Source organism: Bradyrhizobium sp. CCH5-F6, from assembly GCF_001556045.1.
Classification (GTDB): Bacteria; Pseudomonadota; Alphaproteobacteria; order Rhizobiales; family Xanthobacteraceae; genus Bradyrhizobium.
Genome location: NZ_LSIC01000057.1, coordinates 36,783 through 53,453, shown reverse-complemented (window position 1 = coordinate 53,453; position 16,671 = coordinate 36,783). Strand labels below are relative to the sequence as shown.

General features: G+C 64.6%; 14 protein-coding genes. 12 read left to right on the top strand and 2 right to left on the bottom strand.

Annotated features, from left to right (window positions below; all coding sequences use genetic code 11):
• Nucleotides 1–129: 129 nt before the first annotated feature.
• Entirely contained in the window at nucleotides 130–1,347 is a 1,218-nt protein-coding gene (locus tag AX729_RS10470) for an FAD-dependent oxidoreductase (RefSeq protein WP_061022652.1), read from the bottom strand.
• Between the two features lie 434 nt (nucleotides 1,348–1,781).
• On the opposite strand from AX729_RS10470, the gene AX729_RS10465 reads away from it, so the two are divergent.
• The 3 genes from AX729_RS10465 to AX729_RS10455 all read left to right on the top strand — a co-directional run bounded on the left by AX729_RS10465 (nucleotide 1,782) and on the right by AX729_RS10455 (nucleotide 6,093).
• Entirely contained in the window at nucleotides 1,782–3,128 is a 1,347-nt protein-coding gene (locus AX729_RS10465) for a lipopolysaccharide biosynthesis protein (protein WP_061022650.1), read from the top strand.
• Between the two features lie 224 nt (nucleotides 3,129–3,352).
• Nucleotides 3,353–4,528 carry a glycosyltransferase family 4 protein gene (locus tag AX729_RS10460; RefSeq protein WP_061022649.1) on the top strand — a complete coding sequence of 392 codons (1,176 nt, stop codon included), beginning with the start codon at nucleotides 3,353–3,355 and terminating at the stop codon, nucleotides 4,526–4,528.
• A 29-nt stretch (nucleotides 4,529–4,557) separates the two neighbouring features.
• Nucleotides 4,558–6,093, top strand: a complete 1,536-nt coding sequence (locus tag AX729_RS10455; protein WP_061022647.1) for a glucosamine inositolphosphorylceramide transferase family protein — start codon at nucleotides 4,558–4,560, stop codon at nucleotides 6,091–6,093.
• Nucleotides 6,094–6,146: 53 nt separating this feature from the next.
• Here AX729_RS10455 and AX729_RS10450 read toward each other — a convergent pair whose 3' ends face one another.
• Nucleotides 6,147–7,070, bottom strand: coding sequence for a LysR family transcriptional regulator (locus tag AX729_RS10450; RefSeq protein WP_061022645.1), 924 nt, complete (start codon nucleotides 7,068–7,070; stop codon nucleotides 6,147–6,149).
• A 105-nt stretch (nucleotides 7,071–7,175) separates the two neighbouring features.
• On the opposite strand from AX729_RS10450, the gene AX729_RS10445 reads away from it, so the two are divergent.
• Genes AX729_RS10445 through AX729_RS10405 form a run of 9 tightly spaced genes read left to right on the top strand, consistent with a single transcriptional unit; the run spans nucleotide 7,176 to nucleotide 16,664 of the window.
• Nucleotides 7,176–7,499: a Dabb family protein gene (locus tag AX729_RS10445; RefSeq protein ID WP_061022642.1), complete on the top strand. Its 324-nt coding sequence runs from the start codon at nucleotides 7,176–7,178 to the stop codon at nucleotides 7,497–7,499.
• The gene (locus tag AX729_RS10440; protein WP_061022639.1) at nucleotides 7,496–8,575 is read left to right on the top strand and encodes a maleylacetate reductase; all 1,080 of its coding nucleotides are present in this window, start codon (nucleotides 7,496–7,498) and stop codon (nucleotides 8,573–8,575) included. The genes AX729_RS10445 and AX729_RS10440 overlap by 4 nt, the downstream gene beginning before the upstream one ends.
• Before the next feature lie 4 nt (nucleotides 8,576–8,579).
• Complete coding sequence (locus AX729_RS10435; protein ID WP_061022638.1) at nucleotides 8,580–9,953, top strand: amidohydrolase family protein; 1,374 nt, start codon at nucleotides 8,580–8,582, stop codon at nucleotides 9,951–9,953.
• A gap of 21 nt (nucleotides 9,954–9,974) precedes the next feature.
• Nucleotides 9,975–10,877: an NAD(P)-dependent oxidoreductase gene (locus AX729_RS10430; RefSeq protein ID WP_061022637.1), complete on the top strand. Its 903-nt coding sequence runs from the start codon at nucleotides 9,975–9,977 to the stop codon at nucleotides 10,875–10,877.
• Nucleotides 10,878–10,892: 15 nt separating this feature from the next.
• Nucleotides 10,893–11,777: an intradiol ring-cleavage dioxygenase gene (locus AX729_RS10425; RefSeq protein WP_061022635.1), complete on the top strand. Its 885-nt coding sequence runs from the start codon at nucleotides 10,893–10,895 to the stop codon at nucleotides 11,775–11,777.
• A gap of 55 nt (nucleotides 11,778–11,832) precedes the next feature.
• Complete coding sequence (locus AX729_RS10420; protein ID WP_061022634.1) at nucleotides 11,833–13,227, top strand: FAD-linked oxidase C-terminal domain-containing protein; 1,395 nt, start codon at nucleotides 11,833–11,835, stop codon at nucleotides 13,225–13,227.
• Complete coding sequence (locus AX729_RS10415; protein WP_061022633.1) at nucleotides 13,224–14,747, top strand: sugar ABC transporter ATP-binding protein; 1,524 nt, start codon at nucleotides 13,224–13,226, stop codon at nucleotides 14,745–14,747. The genes AX729_RS10420 and AX729_RS10415 overlap by 4 nt, the downstream gene beginning before the upstream one ends.
• A complete protein-coding gene (locus tag AX729_RS10410; protein ID WP_061022631.1) occupies nucleotides 14,740–15,690 on the top strand; it encodes an ABC transporter permease in 951 nt (316 codons plus the stop codon). The genes AX729_RS10415 and AX729_RS10410 overlap by 8 nt, the downstream gene beginning before the upstream one ends.
• Nucleotides 15,687–16,664 carry an ABC transporter permease gene (locus AX729_RS10405; protein ID WP_061022630.1) on the top strand — a complete coding sequence of 326 codons (978 nt, stop codon included), beginning with the start codon at nucleotides 15,687–15,689 and terminating at the stop codon, nucleotides 16,662–16,664. Before AX729_RS10410 ends, AX729_RS10405 begins: the two co-directional genes overlap by 4 nt.
• Nucleotides 16,665–16,671 lie beyond the last annotated feature (7 nt).

Below are 16,671 nucleotides of genomic sequence, written 5' to 3'. Positions count from 1 at the left end.
GTGCCCGTTGAAACTGCAGCCAAGCACTCTGTCCTCATCCTGAGGAGCCCGCCAAAGCGGGCGTCTCGAAGGATGGCCGCAGGGAAAAGCTCTCATATGCGATAGCCCTGCCGGCGAAGGGAATGAAACTCAGGTCCGTAAAGCGCCGCGGACACGCCCAAGCCAACCCGGGTGCATCTGATCGACGCGATGTGTCAGACTCCGCCGCAGGAAGTGCAACCGTCGTCGCACGTCCCAGCCGATGTCGCTGCGGGATGTCAGAGCCTCGCGGAAGCGTGCCATCCTCAGCGACTGCTGATCTGCCGCGATCTTGTCCCGATCGGAATAGAATTGCGAGATCTTCTCCAGGCCCATGCCTGGCGTCATGAGCCAGCGCGACGCGTATTCGGTGCAAAGACGGTCGACGTCCACCAGCAGACGGGCAACACCGGTGCCGGCGGCGGGACAGTTGGTCTGGAACGCATCGCCGATGAGCACGACGCCGGGCTGGAGATGTCCCTCGACGACGGTCAGATCCATCACCCAATTCTGGACCCGGTCGATCACACGAAAATCGCCAAGGTAGCTCCGTAACCCAGGCAGCAGACGCAAGACTGTCGCCTCCGGTTCGCGACGCAACTCGCGCATGATCGGATCCGTCGGATCGCGGAACATGAAGAGGTTGGCCCGCATGCCGGCACGGACGGGAAACAGGCTGAGGTAGTCGATTCCGTCCGCCGTGCGATCGCCGTAGCAGGTCAACGCCTCGAAATCGAACGGAGCGCCGTCCTGGCGAGCGATCGTGAAGCCGAACGAAACCGAATGGCGCTCGGCCAATACGCGCCGCCTGATGCCGAGCTTGTAGCCGAGGGCCCCCGCCATCCCCGTGGCCAGAACAACGAGGCGAGCCGTGACGCGTCGTCCGGAGGACAGTTCGAGATGCTGGACATCGTCGCTGCTGCTGATCGCGTTGACCTCGTCGACGATCAGGTTGGATGGATCGGGGATCTGGCGACGCGCCATGGCGACGAGATCGGTATAGGGAAATCCGTAGGCCTGGCCGACGCTGACATCGACCACTTTGCCCTCCCGGATATTGAGCACCCGATCATATCGGCAAGCGACATCCTCGAGCGCATTGAGAAAGCCCAGCTTGCGAAACAGGTCCAGCTGATGGCCGCCGATCTTCTCGACCCGGAATTCGTCCGGATAGATCGCGCGCTTGTCGATGAGAGCAACGCGATGCCCTGCCCGCGCCAGCACGGCCGCCGCAAGCGATCCCGCAAGGCCACCGCCGACGACGGCGATGTCGGAGACGATCGGTGCCGTCTCGCCCTCATCCGCTGGCTCGGTTCTATCCGTCGTCATGGCTCGAGCTCCCACGGTCAACCGCGGTTCCAGTGCAATTCTCCCGCCTGATGTCGCATCGCGGAGCCAAGTGCGATCCTTTACGAAGATTGAGGTTAATGAACGAGAGCGCCGGCGCGTTGCCGCCGTCCCGGCACGCGTCTTGCTCGGAATGCTCCGTAGATACCGGGTTCCGACATCCCGATCGCCGATCCCGCCTTCTTCAGTCGTGGATGCGGCGCTATGCCGTCAGTCGGTCGAGCTGGACTTTGCGCCAGCCGGGACAATGAGGACGACGATGTTCCAGAGTGAAGCAACCGATCCAGCCGCGATATCCCCCGCGCAACCGGCGAGATCCTGCAAGTCGTCCGTTAACACTCGCGCTGTTTCGGCATGCTAGGTGTCCGCGGTGCCCGAACATGCCTCTCCGGGGGAACGCAGCCCCCTGAACTTCCATGATTGAATCCATCCTCCAGTTCATGCGGCGCGATGTCACGCGCGGTGTTGCCGGGACCATCCTCCTCAAGGTTGGCAGCGGCGCATTCGCGTTCGCATTGTTCTCGCTGGCGGCACGAACGATGTCGCCCCATGGCTTCGGCATCTTTGCGACCTGGCTTTCAGTCGCCCAGATCGCAGCCGTCGTGGGACTGGTGGGCCAGGAATCCCTGTTGGTGCGGTTCCTGAACGAGTATCAGGTCGGCGACAGGCCGGACCTTACCAAGGGCCTTCTCCAGTCGAGCTTCAAGATCACCTCGGTCGCAATGCTGGTCGTGATCGCCGGGATCGCCATCGTGGCGGGCGCGAGAGGCGACTGGTGGCTGTTGATTCTTGCGGTGTCGGCCTACACGGCCGTCAATGCCGGCGTGATGCTCGGCAGCCAGATCGCCCGCTCGCTCGTCAGCATTCTCATGGGCGAGGGAAATCGTGAGCTCTTCTGGCGGGTCATCGTCGTGCTGTTCCTGCTCGCCATGCTGCTCGGCCACCGGCAACTCGATCCCGCCGAGTTGTTCGCCGTCATGACAATGGCGATGTCGGCGGGCCTCGTTGCGCAGATCGTATCGATCGCACGAGTGCTGCCGGACTTGCGCGGTACGCCGGCGCGCTTCGAAACGGCCCGCTGGCGATCGAGCGCCCTTCACTTCTGGCTCGCATCCATCCTTGAAGTCGCCAACCAGTATTTCGACGTCATTCTGGTCTACTGGATGCTGGATCCGACGACCGCGGGAATCTACTTCGCCGCCTCGCGCCTCGCCAACATCTTCGCCATGCTGTCCGCGGCGCTGTACACTTTCGGCGCGCGCCGGCTTCCTTCACTGTATTTCAGCAAGAACCACCAGGAGTTCGAGCGGACTTTGCGGTTGATGGCCGAAGTGACCGCACTTTGCGTCATCGCCGGCCTCGCCACGATCTGGATCGGCGGCCCATATCTGCTGAACCTGTTCGGACCTCATTTCACCGAGCAGCACTCGGTCTTGATCGTGCTCGCGATCGGAACCGCCATCCAGGCGGCGGGCGGCCCGTCTGCTGCGATCCTGCAACTGACCGGCCACGAACGAGTCTATGTTCCCGTCGTTGCCGCCAACGTCGCGCTACGCTTCGTGGGATTTCTCGTCCTCATTCCCTGGCTCGGCGTGCTCGGCGCCGCCATTTCGGCGACCGTGTCGCTCGCGCTCGCGACCATCGCCCTGAATGTCCTCTGCCGACGGCGGACCGGGGTGGACCCTTCAATTCTCGTGCTCCTGCGCTTTTCGGTGTTCAGGCGCGGCAACTATGCGGTGCGCGGCGCGGACTCGCGTGACTAGGTGCCATCACGCCGTCCGCCGCCACGCGCCGGCAGCGCGCAAGGCCGATGGTTAACACGCACGCTGCGCACCAGCCGAAAACCAGTCGAATTGCCGTGCGAACGACGCCGTGACCAGGCCACGCATTAACTCCGTTTGCTGCTAGCCAGTGTCCGCGGGGTACCCGCGTGATAGGTACGGAGTTAAGAAGGTGAAGATTTCGTTTCTTTGGCGGGTCGGGATCCGTGCTCCACTATCAGCCGAACAAGGACTTGGGCGAGACGAGCCCGACGGCAGCGGCGCGGCCCAACGGCGGCGGGCGGAAGCTGCACGTGCTCCTCGCACAAACCCAGGCCGAGAACGCCGGTGCGCAGGAAATCTCCCGGCTTCTCGGCGCCGGGCTGACCGCTCGCGGCTACCGGGTCACCAATCTGTTCTTCTTCCGCAAATCGGACTCTTTCGATGAGCCGCCCCATACGCTCTACTGCGCGTCGGGCCGGCCAGGGAATCCGGTGGCGCTGCTGCGGATGCTCTGGACGCTCGGCCGCCACATCCGGACCACCAGGCCCGACGCCGTCCTGACCTTCCAGCATTTCGGCAACGTCATCGGCGGCGGCGTGACGCGCCTCGTCAGCCGGGCACCGGTTGTCGCAAATCAGGTCTCATCCGCGCTGTCGATGAGCTGGCCAGTCCGCACCGCCGACGTCGTCATGGGCAGCCTCGGCTTCTTCGACCGCATCACGCTCAATTCGCAGGACATGGAGCGCGAGTATTCGCGTTATCCCGCGGCCTACCGTTCGCGCATGGTGCATGTCCCGCACGGCTTCGACGACAAGGCCCTTACTTTGTCGAAGGAAGCAGCACGACAGAAGTTCGAGCTGCCGCCGGATCGCGTCCTGCTCGGCTGCGCGGCGAGGCTGCATCCGCACAAGCGACTCGATCTGGCGATACGTCTGTTGCCGGATCGACCATCCTGGCACCTTGCGCTCGCCGGCCAGGGAGCCGACGAGACCCGGCTGAGGCTGCTGGCGAACGACTTGCACGTCTCGGACCGACTGCATTTGCTCGGGGAGATCCCTCCCAGCGGCATGGCGGACTTCCTCGCCTGTCTCGACGTGTTCGTATTTCCGACACAGGCTGAAACCTTCGGTCTGGCCGCGGTCGAGGCCGCGAACGCCGGTGTCCCCTCCGTCGTGACCGATCTTCCCGTCCTGCGCGAAGTATTGTCCTACGAAGGAAGACCAACCGCGCTGTTCGTCGACGCCTCCGATCATGCGAAGCTCTCCGCAGCCGTTTCCACGTTGCTGACGGACAAGCACCTGAGCGACGCACTGCGACAAAACGCCAAAGGCTTGAGAAAGCGCTATTCGGTAGATGCCATGGTGGAGCAATACATTCGAATTCTCGACCAGGTCGTTTGACCTGATACTTGGGACTAGATTGGCTCAGCATGATCATCGAGTTTCGTTGTGAACGGGAGTACGCGCGGCGCTGGATGAACCGCGAGACGCTGTCGATCGACGGGCGGGACGTTCCGGTTCAAATCGCATGGGTGCCGACCGCGGAGCCCCGGCCTGCGGGCCTCGATGCCCTGTTCGAGCTCGAACGCGTGGTGTTGCACAAGGGCAAAGCCAGCGGCGCCGACAGGCTGAAGATCGTTCCGGAAAGCACTAAGGTTCATACCGAGACGGCCGACGTGATCGTCGATTTCACGGGCGGCGCGCGGAATCCGAATTGTTCTCCCCGGCTGTATCTCAGGCCGCTGTTCAACGGAGTTGCGGGCGAGAATGCCGCACTCGCTGCTATTCTCGCCGGCGACCTGCCCGTGATCGACATCGTCAACGAGATCGACGGTTCAGTTCTCGACCGCGGCCATCCATCCGGAGAAATTGCCGCCGGCCTCAGCGGCGCGCTCGAAACGGTCATGGCGCGAACCCTGACCCTGGTGACGGCGATCCTGTCGGGAAGGCCGCGAATTGTGCCGCAGCTGGCCCGACCCGTTGGCAACGGCTCGCACCATGGACCCGTTGGCCATGTGGCTCGCGGCCTTGTCGCATCGATTGCCAGGGAGGTCTATCGCCTCTGCTGCTACGCTCCGCACTGGCATGTCGGATGGCGCTTCAATGACGGCGCGGGCGTCTGGCAGACCGGCGATCTATCGGGCCCAGGCTGGAACGTCCTGGGAGATCCTGGAAACCACTTCTACGCCGATCCCTTTCCCGTCACGTGGCAGGGACGAACGTTCGTCTTCTTCGAGGATCTCGATCACCGTTTCGGAAAAGGCATCATTTCGGCGATCGAGTTCAGTGACGCAGGTCCGGTCGGCGAGGTGATGCCGGTGCTGGAGGAGCCCTGGCACCTCTCCTATCCGTTTCTGATCGAAGACGATGGCGAGCTGTGGATGATCCCGGAGAGCTCGACCCGCGGGGACGTCGCTCTCTACAAATGCGTTCGCTTTCCGGACAAGTGGGAGCGCTACGCGACGCTCCTTTCCGGGCTCGAGCTGGCCGACGCCACGATCACCCGGCACAACGGCCTGTACTATCTATTTGGCGCCTGGCGCGACGGCACGGGCGGCTATTCGGATTCGCTGGCGATCTATTACGCCGATCACCTGATGGGGACCTGGTTGCCTCATGCCAGCAACCCGGTCCTGATCGACCGCGCAAGCGCGCGGCCGGCCGGGAATTTCGTCACTCTCAATGGCAAATTGTGGCGCCCGATCCAGAACTGCACGGACGGATACGGCGCCGCGCTGGCCCTGGCGGAAGTGGTCGAACTGTCGCCGACGGCGTTCAAGCAGATCGTGCGTCACTCTCTGAAGCCCGGACCGGCATGGCCCGGCAGGAAGCTGCATACATTGAACCGCTGCGGCCGGCTCGAGGTGATCGATGGCTCGCGCGTCCAGCCCAAGACGAGTGCCTTCACGAGCAGAATTCCATCGGCCGTGTTGCCGGCGCGAACCAGCACGAGCTCCGCTCTTTGATTTGCGTTTCGCTCGCAGATCCTCACGGCGACCGGAATTCTACGGCTTTCCACTCATTTCGCGGCGTCGATCCAGATACCGGGCGGTGACTGCTCGCGGATGTGGCTGACCAGGAAGTCGGAAAAGACCCTGATCTTGGCGGGCAGCCTGACGCGGTTTTGATAGGCGATGTTCATGGTGAGCAGCGGCAGCTCCCAGCCCATCAGGACGGGCTCCAGCCGGCCGGCCGCGATATCGCCCTGCACGATGTAGAGCGGCTGGATCAGGATGCCGAGCCCTGCGCGCGCTGCGCCACAGATGATCTGGCCGTCATTGCTGTCGAGCGTCGGCGCGATCCGCACCGTCTGCGTCGTGCTCCCCTGGCTCAGCCGTAATGAGTAGGGATCGTTGGCGAGATTGTAGATCAGCATGTTGTGGCGGCCGAGATCGGCGGGATGTTCCGGCCGGCCGTGCTTTTCCAGGTAGGAGGGAGCTGCTGCGAGCACGCGGTGCATCTGGCCGATGCGGCGGACGATGATGTTGGAATCCGGCTCCTGCTCGCGCGTACGGATCGCGACGTCGATCCCCGCCTCGATAAAGTCGGGATAACGGTTCGCGCTGATGATCTGCATGTTGAGGTTGGGATAGAGCGCGCGGAAGGCAGGCAGCATCGGCGCGAGATAGATCATCGCAAAGGATAGCGAGCTCGTCACGCGCAGCATGCCCTTCGGCGACAGCGCGCGGTCGGAGACCGCGTCCTCGGCCTCTGCAAGCTCGTTCAGCAGCGTGCTGCAACGTTGCAACAGCTCCTGCCCTGCTTCGGTCAGCCATTGCCGACGCGTGTTGCGCTCGATCAGGCGGACGGCAAGCCGCTCCTCCAGCGCACTGAGGTGACGGCTCGCGGCCGCATTCGACATGCGCAGGATCTCGGCAGCTTTGGAGAGACTGCCGAGTTCAGCGGTTTTGGAGAAGACCTCGAGTTGGAGCAGCCGGTCCATTTTTGCTGAAAGTGGAAAAGAGACTTGCAAATTTTGACCTTTATTTCCGATTTCTGCAAGGCAAAATGGCGTCAATAAGCAAGTTGCAGGCGAGGAAATCAGGAAATGTCGGGCCCGATCAGGCACATCGTGATGTGGCGGCTGCGCGGAGAGACGCTCGCGGAGCGCACCGCTGCCCGCATCAAGGTCAAGACCCTGTTCGAGGGTCTGCGCGGCCGGATCGACGGCCTCACCCATATTGAGGTCGGCCTCGACGTCAGCGATGTCGACTATGCCTGCGACGTCGTACTGTTCTCCGAATTCACCGACCAGGCCGCGCTCGCCGCCTACGCCAACCACCCGGAACATCTGCGCGTGCGCGAGGCGCTGGGCGACTTGCGCATCGGCCGCTTCCAGGTCGATTATCCCATCAAAGAGACCGGCGCATGATCGGCTCGTTCACCTTCGAAAACCTCCCCTGCCGCGTCGTGTTCGGCAGCGGAACGCTGATTAGCGCGAAAGCCGAGATCGAGCGGCTGGGCGGCAAGCGCGCGCTGGTGCTGACGACGCCGCAGCAGGAGGCGCAAGGAAGAACTCTCGGCGCGGCGCTTGGCCCGCTCTATGCCGACATCTTTCCGGGCGCGACCATGCACACACCGGTCGAGGTGACGGAACGCGCACTCGCGGCGCTGAAGGCGTGCGGGGCCGACTGCGTCGTCTCGCTCGGCGGCGGTTCGACCACGGGCCTCGGCAAGGCGCTGGCCTTGCGCACCGGAATCAACCAGCTCTGCATCCCCACCACCTATGCCGGCTCGGAGATGACGCCGATCGTCGGCCAGACCGAGAACGGCCTGAAGACGACGGTGCGTGATGCCGCAGTGCTGCCGGAGACGGTGATCTATGATGTCGATCTCACCTTGACGCTGCCGGCGACTCTGGCCGCAACTTCCGGAATCAACGCGATCGCGCATGCAGTGGAAGCGCTTTACGCACGTGACGCCAATCCCGTGACGTCGCTGATGGCGGAGGAAGGCATTCGTGCGCTCGCACGCGCCCTTCCCGCGATCGCCGTCAAGGCGAACGACCGCGAGGCGCGCACCGAGGCGCTCTATGGCGCCTGGCTGTGCGGCGTCTGCCTCGGCACCGTCGGCATGGCGCTGCATCACAAGCTCTGCCACACGCTGGGCGGCACTTTCGACCTGCCGCACGCCGAGACCCACACCATCGTGCTGCCGCATGCGCTGGCCTACAACGCACCGGCCGTGCCCGATGCGATGGCGCGCATCTCGCGCGCAATCGGCGCTGCCGATGCATCGCAGGGGCTTTTCGAGCTTGCGAAGCGGCTGGGAGCAAAGCTTGCACTCCGCGACATCGGCATGCCCGAGAGCGGAATCGACAAGGCGGCCGATCTCGCCGTCACTAACGCCTACTGGAATCCGCGTCCGCTCGAACGGAGCGCCATTCGCGATCTGATCGCACGCGCCTGGGCCGGCGAGCCGCCGGCCGCCTTCAAAGCGGCGGCTTAGATCGATGCGGCGCACGCTGATCAGATCCGCGACCGTCATCAGCATGGATGACAGGATCGGCGACCTTTCGAGCGGCGATGTGCTGGTCGAAGGCAACCGGATCGTCGACGTGCGCCCCTCGATCGACCTCGGCAGCGGTGCCGCCGAGACCGAAATCGTCGACGGCGCCGGGCGCATCGTGATCCCCGGCCTCATCAACGCGCATATGCACTCCTGGCAGACGGGCTTGCGAGGTTACGCCGCAAACTGGACCCTGCTCGAATATTTCCGCCGCATGCATGCCGGGCTCGCGACCGTGTTCCGGCCCGAGGACATCCACATTGCGACGCTGGTCGGCGCGCTGAACCAGATCAATTGCGGCACGACCACCCTCGTTGACTGGTGCCACAACAACCCGACGCCTGATCATACCGATGCTGCCGTGCGCGGCCTGTTCGAGAGCGGCATTCGCGCCGCCTTCTTCCACGGCTCGCCGAAACCCGAGCCGAAGCCCGGCGAGCCGCATTTCTCGGAAGTGCCGCATCCACGCCGCGAGGTCGAGCGGTTGCTGACAGGCCCCCTCGCCGACCGCAATGGTCTCGTCACGCTGGGGCTTGCTATCCTGGGACCGCACTATTCGACCCTCGACGTCGCCATGCACGATTTCCGCCTTGCGCGTGAGCTCAACCTGATCGCATCGATGCATCAGGGCGGCGGCCCGGCCAAGACACCCGGCGGCTGGGAGAAGCTGATCGAGGCCGGGCTCGTCGGTCCGGGCGTGAACATCGTCCATGGCAACGATCTGCCCGACGATCTCCTCGACCGAATGGTCGATCTCGGCGTGTCGTTCTCGATCACGCCCGAGAATGAGATGATCCAGGGTCACGGCTTTCCCATTACAGGACGCCTCCTGAAACGCGGCGTTCGGCCGACGATCGGCATTGATCTGGAATCCGTGCTGGCCGGCGATCTTCTCTCCGCCGCCCGCGTCGCGCTCTCCATGCAGCGGTCGCTCGACAATGCGGAGTCGCGCAAGACCAGCGGGACCATCCCGGTGACCACTACCATTCCCGTCCGCGAAGCGCTGCGTTGGATCACGACGGAAGGCGCGCGCATGCTCGGTCGCGAGCACCAGATCGGCTCGCTGACGCCGGGCAAGCTCGCCGATCTCGTCATCATCAACGCCTCCGATCTCAATCTCGTCCCGGTGCACGATCCCGTCGCCACCGTCGTGATGCAGACGGGCCTTGCCAATATCGAGGCCTCGATGATCGGCGGCACCTGGAAGAAGCGTAACGGCCGGTTGCTGGCCGAGGGGCTGGAGACGAAGATGGAATTGCTGGCGCAATCCGGCCGGCGGCTGGTGCAGGACATCGAGCGACAAGGACGCGCCGCCTGACGGCGCCAACGGACAAGGACGATGACAGACACTTCGAAGAACGTCGCTTTCATCGGGATCGGCAAGATGGGCCTGCCGATGTCGGTGCTCGTCGCCAAGGCTGGCTTTGCCGTCACCGCGTTCGACCAAAGTGCGGCGCGGATCGATGAGGCACGCGCGCAAGGCATCGCGATTGCCGCATCGCCGGCCGAGGCCGTGAGCCGCAAGGCCGCGGTCGTCACGTCTTTGCCAGATGACGCTGCCCTGCGCGGTGCGCTGCTCGGCCCTAACGGCCTGATCGCCGCGATGACGCCAAAAGCTGTTCTCATCGAAACCAGCACCGTGAGCGTCGAAGCCTCCACCGAGGTCGCAGCCGCCGCGCAGGCACGCGGGATCGCCTATCTTCGCTCGCCGGTCTCCGGCAACGCCAGCATCGTGCACACGGGCGCGCTGACCTGTTTCGTGTCGGGACCGAAGGACGCCTTCGAAAGCGCAAAGCCGCTGTTCGTCGCCTTCACCCGTGCCCAGACCTATCTAGGCCCGGCCGAGGAAGCGCGCTACGCCAAGCTCTCCGTCAATCTCATGATCGCCGTGTCGGCGGCGATGATGGCCGAGAGCCTGGCGCTGGCCCGCAAGGGCGGCATCGCCTGGCAGGACATCCTAAAGGTGCTCGACGACAGCGCGGTCGCCTCGCCGATGGTGAAGTACAAGACCGCGCCGCTACGGGCCCGCGATTTCGAGTCCACCTTCTCCTGCAAGCAGATGGCCAAGGATCTCGATCTCATCCTCGGTGCCGGCCATGCCGTCGGCGTGCCGCTTCAGCTCGCGGCGCAGGTGCGCGAAACCTACGGCTCGCTGGTCGCGCAGGGCGACGGCGACACCGACTTCATCGCGACCGTCAAGCATCTGGAACGGCTGTCCGGCCTCGGCGAGCCGAAGCTGTGACCAACGGAGGCACGCATGCGTAACTTCGACGAGAACACGATCACCGACGCGGTGCTGGAGCGGATCTCAGGGGCGACCGATCCGCGCGTCAAGCAAATCAGCGAGGCCTTGGTGCGTCACCTTCATGCCTTCGTCCGCGAGGTGCGACCGACCCAGAAGGAATGGGAGTACGGCATCGATTTCCTGACCCGCACCGGGCACATGTGCAGCGACAAGCGCCAGGAGTTCATCCTTCTGTCGGACACGCTCGGCGTCTCCATGCTGGTCGATGCGATCAACCACCCGGTGCCGGAAGGCGCGACCGAGACCACGGTGCTCGGCCCGTTCTTCGTCCAGGCCGCGCCGGAGAAGGACAGCGGCGCTGACATCTCCGGGCCGATGCAAGGCGATCCGATGCTGGTCACCGGCTCGGTCTCGACCGTGGACGGCAAGCCGCTGGCGGGCGCCATCGTCGACGTCTGGCACTCCGACAACGACGGCTACTACGACGTGCAGCAGCTCGACGCCATCGGCGACCTCGCGATGCGCGCCCGCTTCCACACCGATGCCAACGGCCGCTTTCATTTCTGGTCGATCAAACCCGCCGCCTACCCCATTCCGCATGATGGCCCGGTCGGCGAAATGCTGGAGGTGCAGGGGCGTCATCCCTGGCGCCCGGCGCACGTGCACTTCATGATCTCAGCACCCGGATTCGAGCAGCTGGTGACGCACGTGTTTGTTGCGGGCGACCAATATCTCGACAGTGACGTGGTGTTCGGGGTCAAGGACAGCCTGATCCGCGAGTTCGTCAAGCATCCCGCTGGCCGTGCGCCCGATGGTCGCATGGTGCACAGCGAGTATTTTCATCTCAACTACGATTTCGGCCTGAAGCAGCTCGCGAGCAGCGCGAGAGCGGCTTAAACTCAAGCGGCGGCGGACCGGCAAGAGTCCGACAGGGAGCAGACGGGAGCTGAGGATGGGACCGCGGGTCAGCACGAGCATATTGGCCGAGCGCCTCACCGGCATGATCGGCTCGCGCGCAAGCGTCGCGCGCGGCGTGCTCGATCAGCATGGGCAGAGCGAATCTCATTATCGGAGCCTGCCGCCGGACATCGTCGTCTTCCCCGAGACGACGCAGGAGGTTGTGGACATCGTCAAGCTCTGCGCCGGCGCGGGCATGCCGATCGTTCCGTTCGGCGCCGGCACCTCGCTCGAAGGCAATGCGGCGGCGGTCGCGGGCGGCGTCTGCTTCGACTTTGTGCGCATGAACAAGGTGCTGGCAGTGCACGACAGCGACATGGATGTCGTGGTGCAGCCCGGAATCACGCGCAAGCAGCTCAATGCAGAGCTGCGCAACACAGGCCTCTTCTTTCCGATCGATCCCGGTGCCGATGCTTCGATCGGGGGCATGACCTCGACGCGCGCGTCGGGCACCATGGCAGTACGCTACGGCACCATGAAGGACAACGTCATGGCGCTCGAGGTGGTGCTGGCCGACGGCCGCGTCATCCGCACCGCCAAGCGCGCCCGCAAGTCGGCCGCCGGCTACGATCTGACGCGCATATTCGTCGGCGCGGAAGGCACGCTCGGAATCATTACCGAGATCACGCTGAAGGTCCACCCCGTGCCGCAGGCGATCTCGGCCGCAGTCTGTAGCTTCGACACCTTGCACGACGCCGTCGACACCGCCATCTCCGTCATCCAGTCGGCAATCCCCGTCGCGCGCATCGAGCTCCTCGACGACGTCATGATGCGCGGCATCAACGCCTACGCCAAGCTCGGCTATCGCGAGACGCCAACCCTGTTCTTCGAATTCCATGGCTCCGAGTCCTCCGTCGCCGAGCAGGCTGAGGCCGCGCAGGCGATCGCGGCAGACAATGGCGGCCATGGCTTTGCGTGGGCCAAGGCGCCGGAAGACCGCAGCCGGCTGTGGCATGCCCGCGACAACACGCTCTATGCTGGCCTTGGCCTGCGGCCCGGCGCACGCGCGGTGATCACCGATGTCTGCGTGCCGATCTCGCGTCTCGCGGAATGCCTGACCGAAACGCGGCGCGACGCGGACGAGCACGGCTTCACCGCACCGATCGTCGGCCATGTCGGCGACGGCAATTTCCACATGCTGATCCTGATCGATCCGGCAAAGCCCGAGGAGACCGAAGGGGCCAAGGCGCTGCAGGCCCGCATGGTCGCCCGCGCCATCGCGATGGACGGCACCTGCACGGGCGAGCACGGCATCGGTCTCGGCAAGATCGACTACCTCGCTGACGAGCTCGGCGAAGCTGTCGACGTGATGCGGTCGATCAAGTCCGCGCTAGATCCGAATGGTCTCATGAACCCCGGAAAGATCTTTGCGAGCGGAGCCAAGGCATGAGCGACGCGCTTCCGATAGAAGTCACCTCACCCACGCCGCTGCTGGAGCTGCGCGGCATCAGCAAGGAATTTCCCGGCGTCAAGGCGCTGGACGACGTGTCTTTTGCCGTCCACCCGGGTGAAGTGCACATGCTGCTGGGCGAGAACGGAGCCGGCAAGTCGAGCCTGATGAAGGTTCTGTGCGGCGCCTACCGCGCGGATGCCGGCGAGTTCTACTACAAGGGCGAGAAGGTCGCGATCTCGTCGGCCGCCGATGCGCAGAAGCTCGGGATCGCCGTAATTTTCCAGGAATTTTCGCTGGTCCCCCATCTCGACATCGCGCAAAACATCTTTCTCGGCCGCGAGCCGAAGGGCCGCATCCCGGGCACCATCGACCGCCGCCGGATCCTGGCTGACGCCAGACGCGTGCTCGGCACGATCGGCTTCGACATCGATCCCTCCACCACCGTCGACAAGCTCGGCGTGGCGCAGCAGCAGATGGTCGAGATCGCGAAGGCGATCAGCCAGAACGCTCGCATCCTCGTCATGGACGAGCCGACGGCGGCGCTGTCGGACCGCGAGACCGAACTGCTGTTCGCGCTGATCGCGCGGCTGAAGGCCGATGGGGTCTCGATCGTCTACATCTCCCACCGCATGGCCGAGGTGTTCGCGCTCGGCGATCGCATCACGGTGCTGCGCGACGGCCGCCGCATCGACGGTGTCCGGCCCTCCGACGTCACGCCGGACCAGCTGGTGCGCATGATGGTCGGCCGCAACGTCGACATGACCTATCCGCGCAACTTTGCCGAGAAGCCCGGGGAGCTGCTGCTCGAGGTCAGGGGCCTCGCCGCGTCGACGGGAATCGCAGACATCAACATCGAGGTGCGCCGGGGCGAGATCGTCGGCCTTTGCGGCCTCGTCGGCTCCGGCCGCAGCGAGGTCGCGCGCGCCATTTTCGGCGCCGACCCCGTCACTTCAGGACAGATCATCTTCGATGGCAAGACCATCTCCGGCGAACCGGACCTCGCCGCCCGCCGCGGTATTGCGCTGATCCCGGAGAGCCGCAAGAGCGAGGGCCTCGCACTGCTGCGCTCGGTGAGCGACAATCTCGTGGTGTCAGCGTTGCGAAAGCTATTCCCGAGCGGCCTGTTCGACCAGCGCCGTGCACAGCGCACATCCGACGGCCTGATCCGGCAACTGCGCATTGCAACGCCGAGCGCACGCCAGACCGTCGGCCTGCTTTCGGGTGGGAACCAGCAGAAGGTCGTGATCGGCAAATGGCTCGCGGCCGGCTCAAAGCTCTTCATCTTCGACGAGCCGACGCGGGGCATCGACATCGGCGCCAAATCGGAGATCTTCGCTCTGATCGATCGGCTGGTGGCCGAAGGCGCTGCCGCCCTGATGATCTCCTCCGAACAGGTCGAGATCTGCCATGTCTGCGACCGCGCCTATGTCATGCGCGAGGGGCGCATTGCCGGACACCTGACACGCAACGAATTGACCGAGGAGAACATCGTGCGACTGGGGATGCATCATGCGTGAAGCCGCGGTTGTTTCACAACCCAACCCGCTGCAGCGCATTCCCGGCGTTGCCATGGTCCTGGTGCTGCTGATCGCGCTGTTCAGCGTCATCGCGCCCGGCTTCCTGTCGGTCGCCAACCTCTCCAACGTACTGGTGCAGTCGACCATCCTGACCATGCTTGCGCTGCCGATGACGCTGATCATCATGACGGAGGGACTGGACCTCTCGATGGGCGCCGTGCTGACGCTGACCTCGCTCTGCGTCGCAATCGTGTCGCTCGCGACCAACTCGATGTTGCTGGGCTTGGGTGTCGGCCTGCTGGTCGGCACGGCCTTCGGCGTCGCCAACGGCTGGCTGGTCGCGATCCTGGGCATTCCGCCCTTCGTCGCAACGCTGGGGACGCTCGGCATGGCGCAGGGCCTGTCGCTGATCGTCAGCGACGGCCAGAGCGTGGTCGGCATTCCCCACAGCGTGCGCGACATCTATTCGGCGACGCTTCTCGGAGTTCCCGTTCCGATCGTGATGGCGCTCGTGACCTACGCGGTCTTCCACGTGCTGCTCTATCATACAAGGTTCGGCACCTACATCTTCGCGCTCGGCGGCAACCGCGAGGCGCTGCGCTATGCGGGTCTCTCGCCGAACCGGCTCCTGATCGCGGTGTACGCGATCGGAGGTGCCATGGCCGGAATCGCGGGCCTGCTGATGACCGCGCGGATGAATTCCGGCCACCCGACCGCCGGGCTCGGCCTCGAATTCGATGCCATCGCCGCAGTCGCCGTCGGTGGCACCTCGTTCGAGCGCGGCAATGGCTGGCTGCTCGGCACGCTCCTCGGCGTCCTCTCAGTCGGTGTGTTGCGCAACGGGCTGAACCTGATCTCGCTGCCATCCTCGGTGCAGGTCGCAAGTGTCGGTGTGCTCGTCATCGTTGCCCTGTTCCTCGACGGCCTCAGGAGCCGCGCATGACCGACATCACCAAGGACGCCATCGCGCCGCCCCGCTCGTTCCTGTCACAGGAGGCGATCCAGCTGTTCTACCGTCTCCTCGCGGCGCTCCTGATCTGCGCGGTGCTGGCCGTGCTCAGCGACTCCTTCCTGAGCCTCGGCAATATCCTCAATGTGCTGAGGCAGGCGAGCCTGACCTTCTTCATCGCCTCCGGCCTGACGCTGGTGGTGCTGACTGCCGGCCTGGATCTGTCGGTCGGCGCCAATGTCGCGTTGTCCGCCTGCATTGCCGGCACCGTGATCCACACGACCGGCTCACCCGCCCTCGGCATCCTCACCGGGCTCGCCTGCGGCGGCATCGTCGGCCTTCTCAACGGCATCATGGTCACAGCGCTCCGCATCCCCTCCTTCATCGCCACCTACGGCATGCTCTGGGTGCTGAACGGCCTCACCTACTGGTACATGGCGGGCGAGACCCTGCACGGCTTCCCGGCCGGCTTCCGCCAGATCGGCAGCGGCTATCTGTTCGGCCTGCCGATCCCGGTCTATCTGCTGCTGGTGTTCCTCGGCATCGGGACGTTCTTTGCACAGCGCACGATCTGGGGTCAGGAAATCTATGCGATCGGCGCCAATCCGGTGGCGGCGCGGCTCTCAGGCATTCCGGTCGCGCGGCGCCTGCTGCTGGTCTATGCCGTCTCCGGCACCATGGCGGGGCTCGCCTCGATCATCTTCCTGTCGCGGCTCAATTCGGCCGAGGCGGATATCGGCGAAAGCCTGACCTTGCCGGCGATCGCGGCCGTGCTGATTGGCGGCACCTCGCTGTTCGGCGGGGTCGGTACCGTGTTCGGCACCTTCATCGGCGCGCTGATCCTGACCTTGGTGCTGAACGGCATGAACCTGCTCTCGGTCAGCGCCAACTGGCAGCCGCTCGTCACCGGCGTCATCGTCATTCTCGCGGTCTGGCTCGACATGAAGACGCGCCGCCGCACGCAATGAGTTCCTA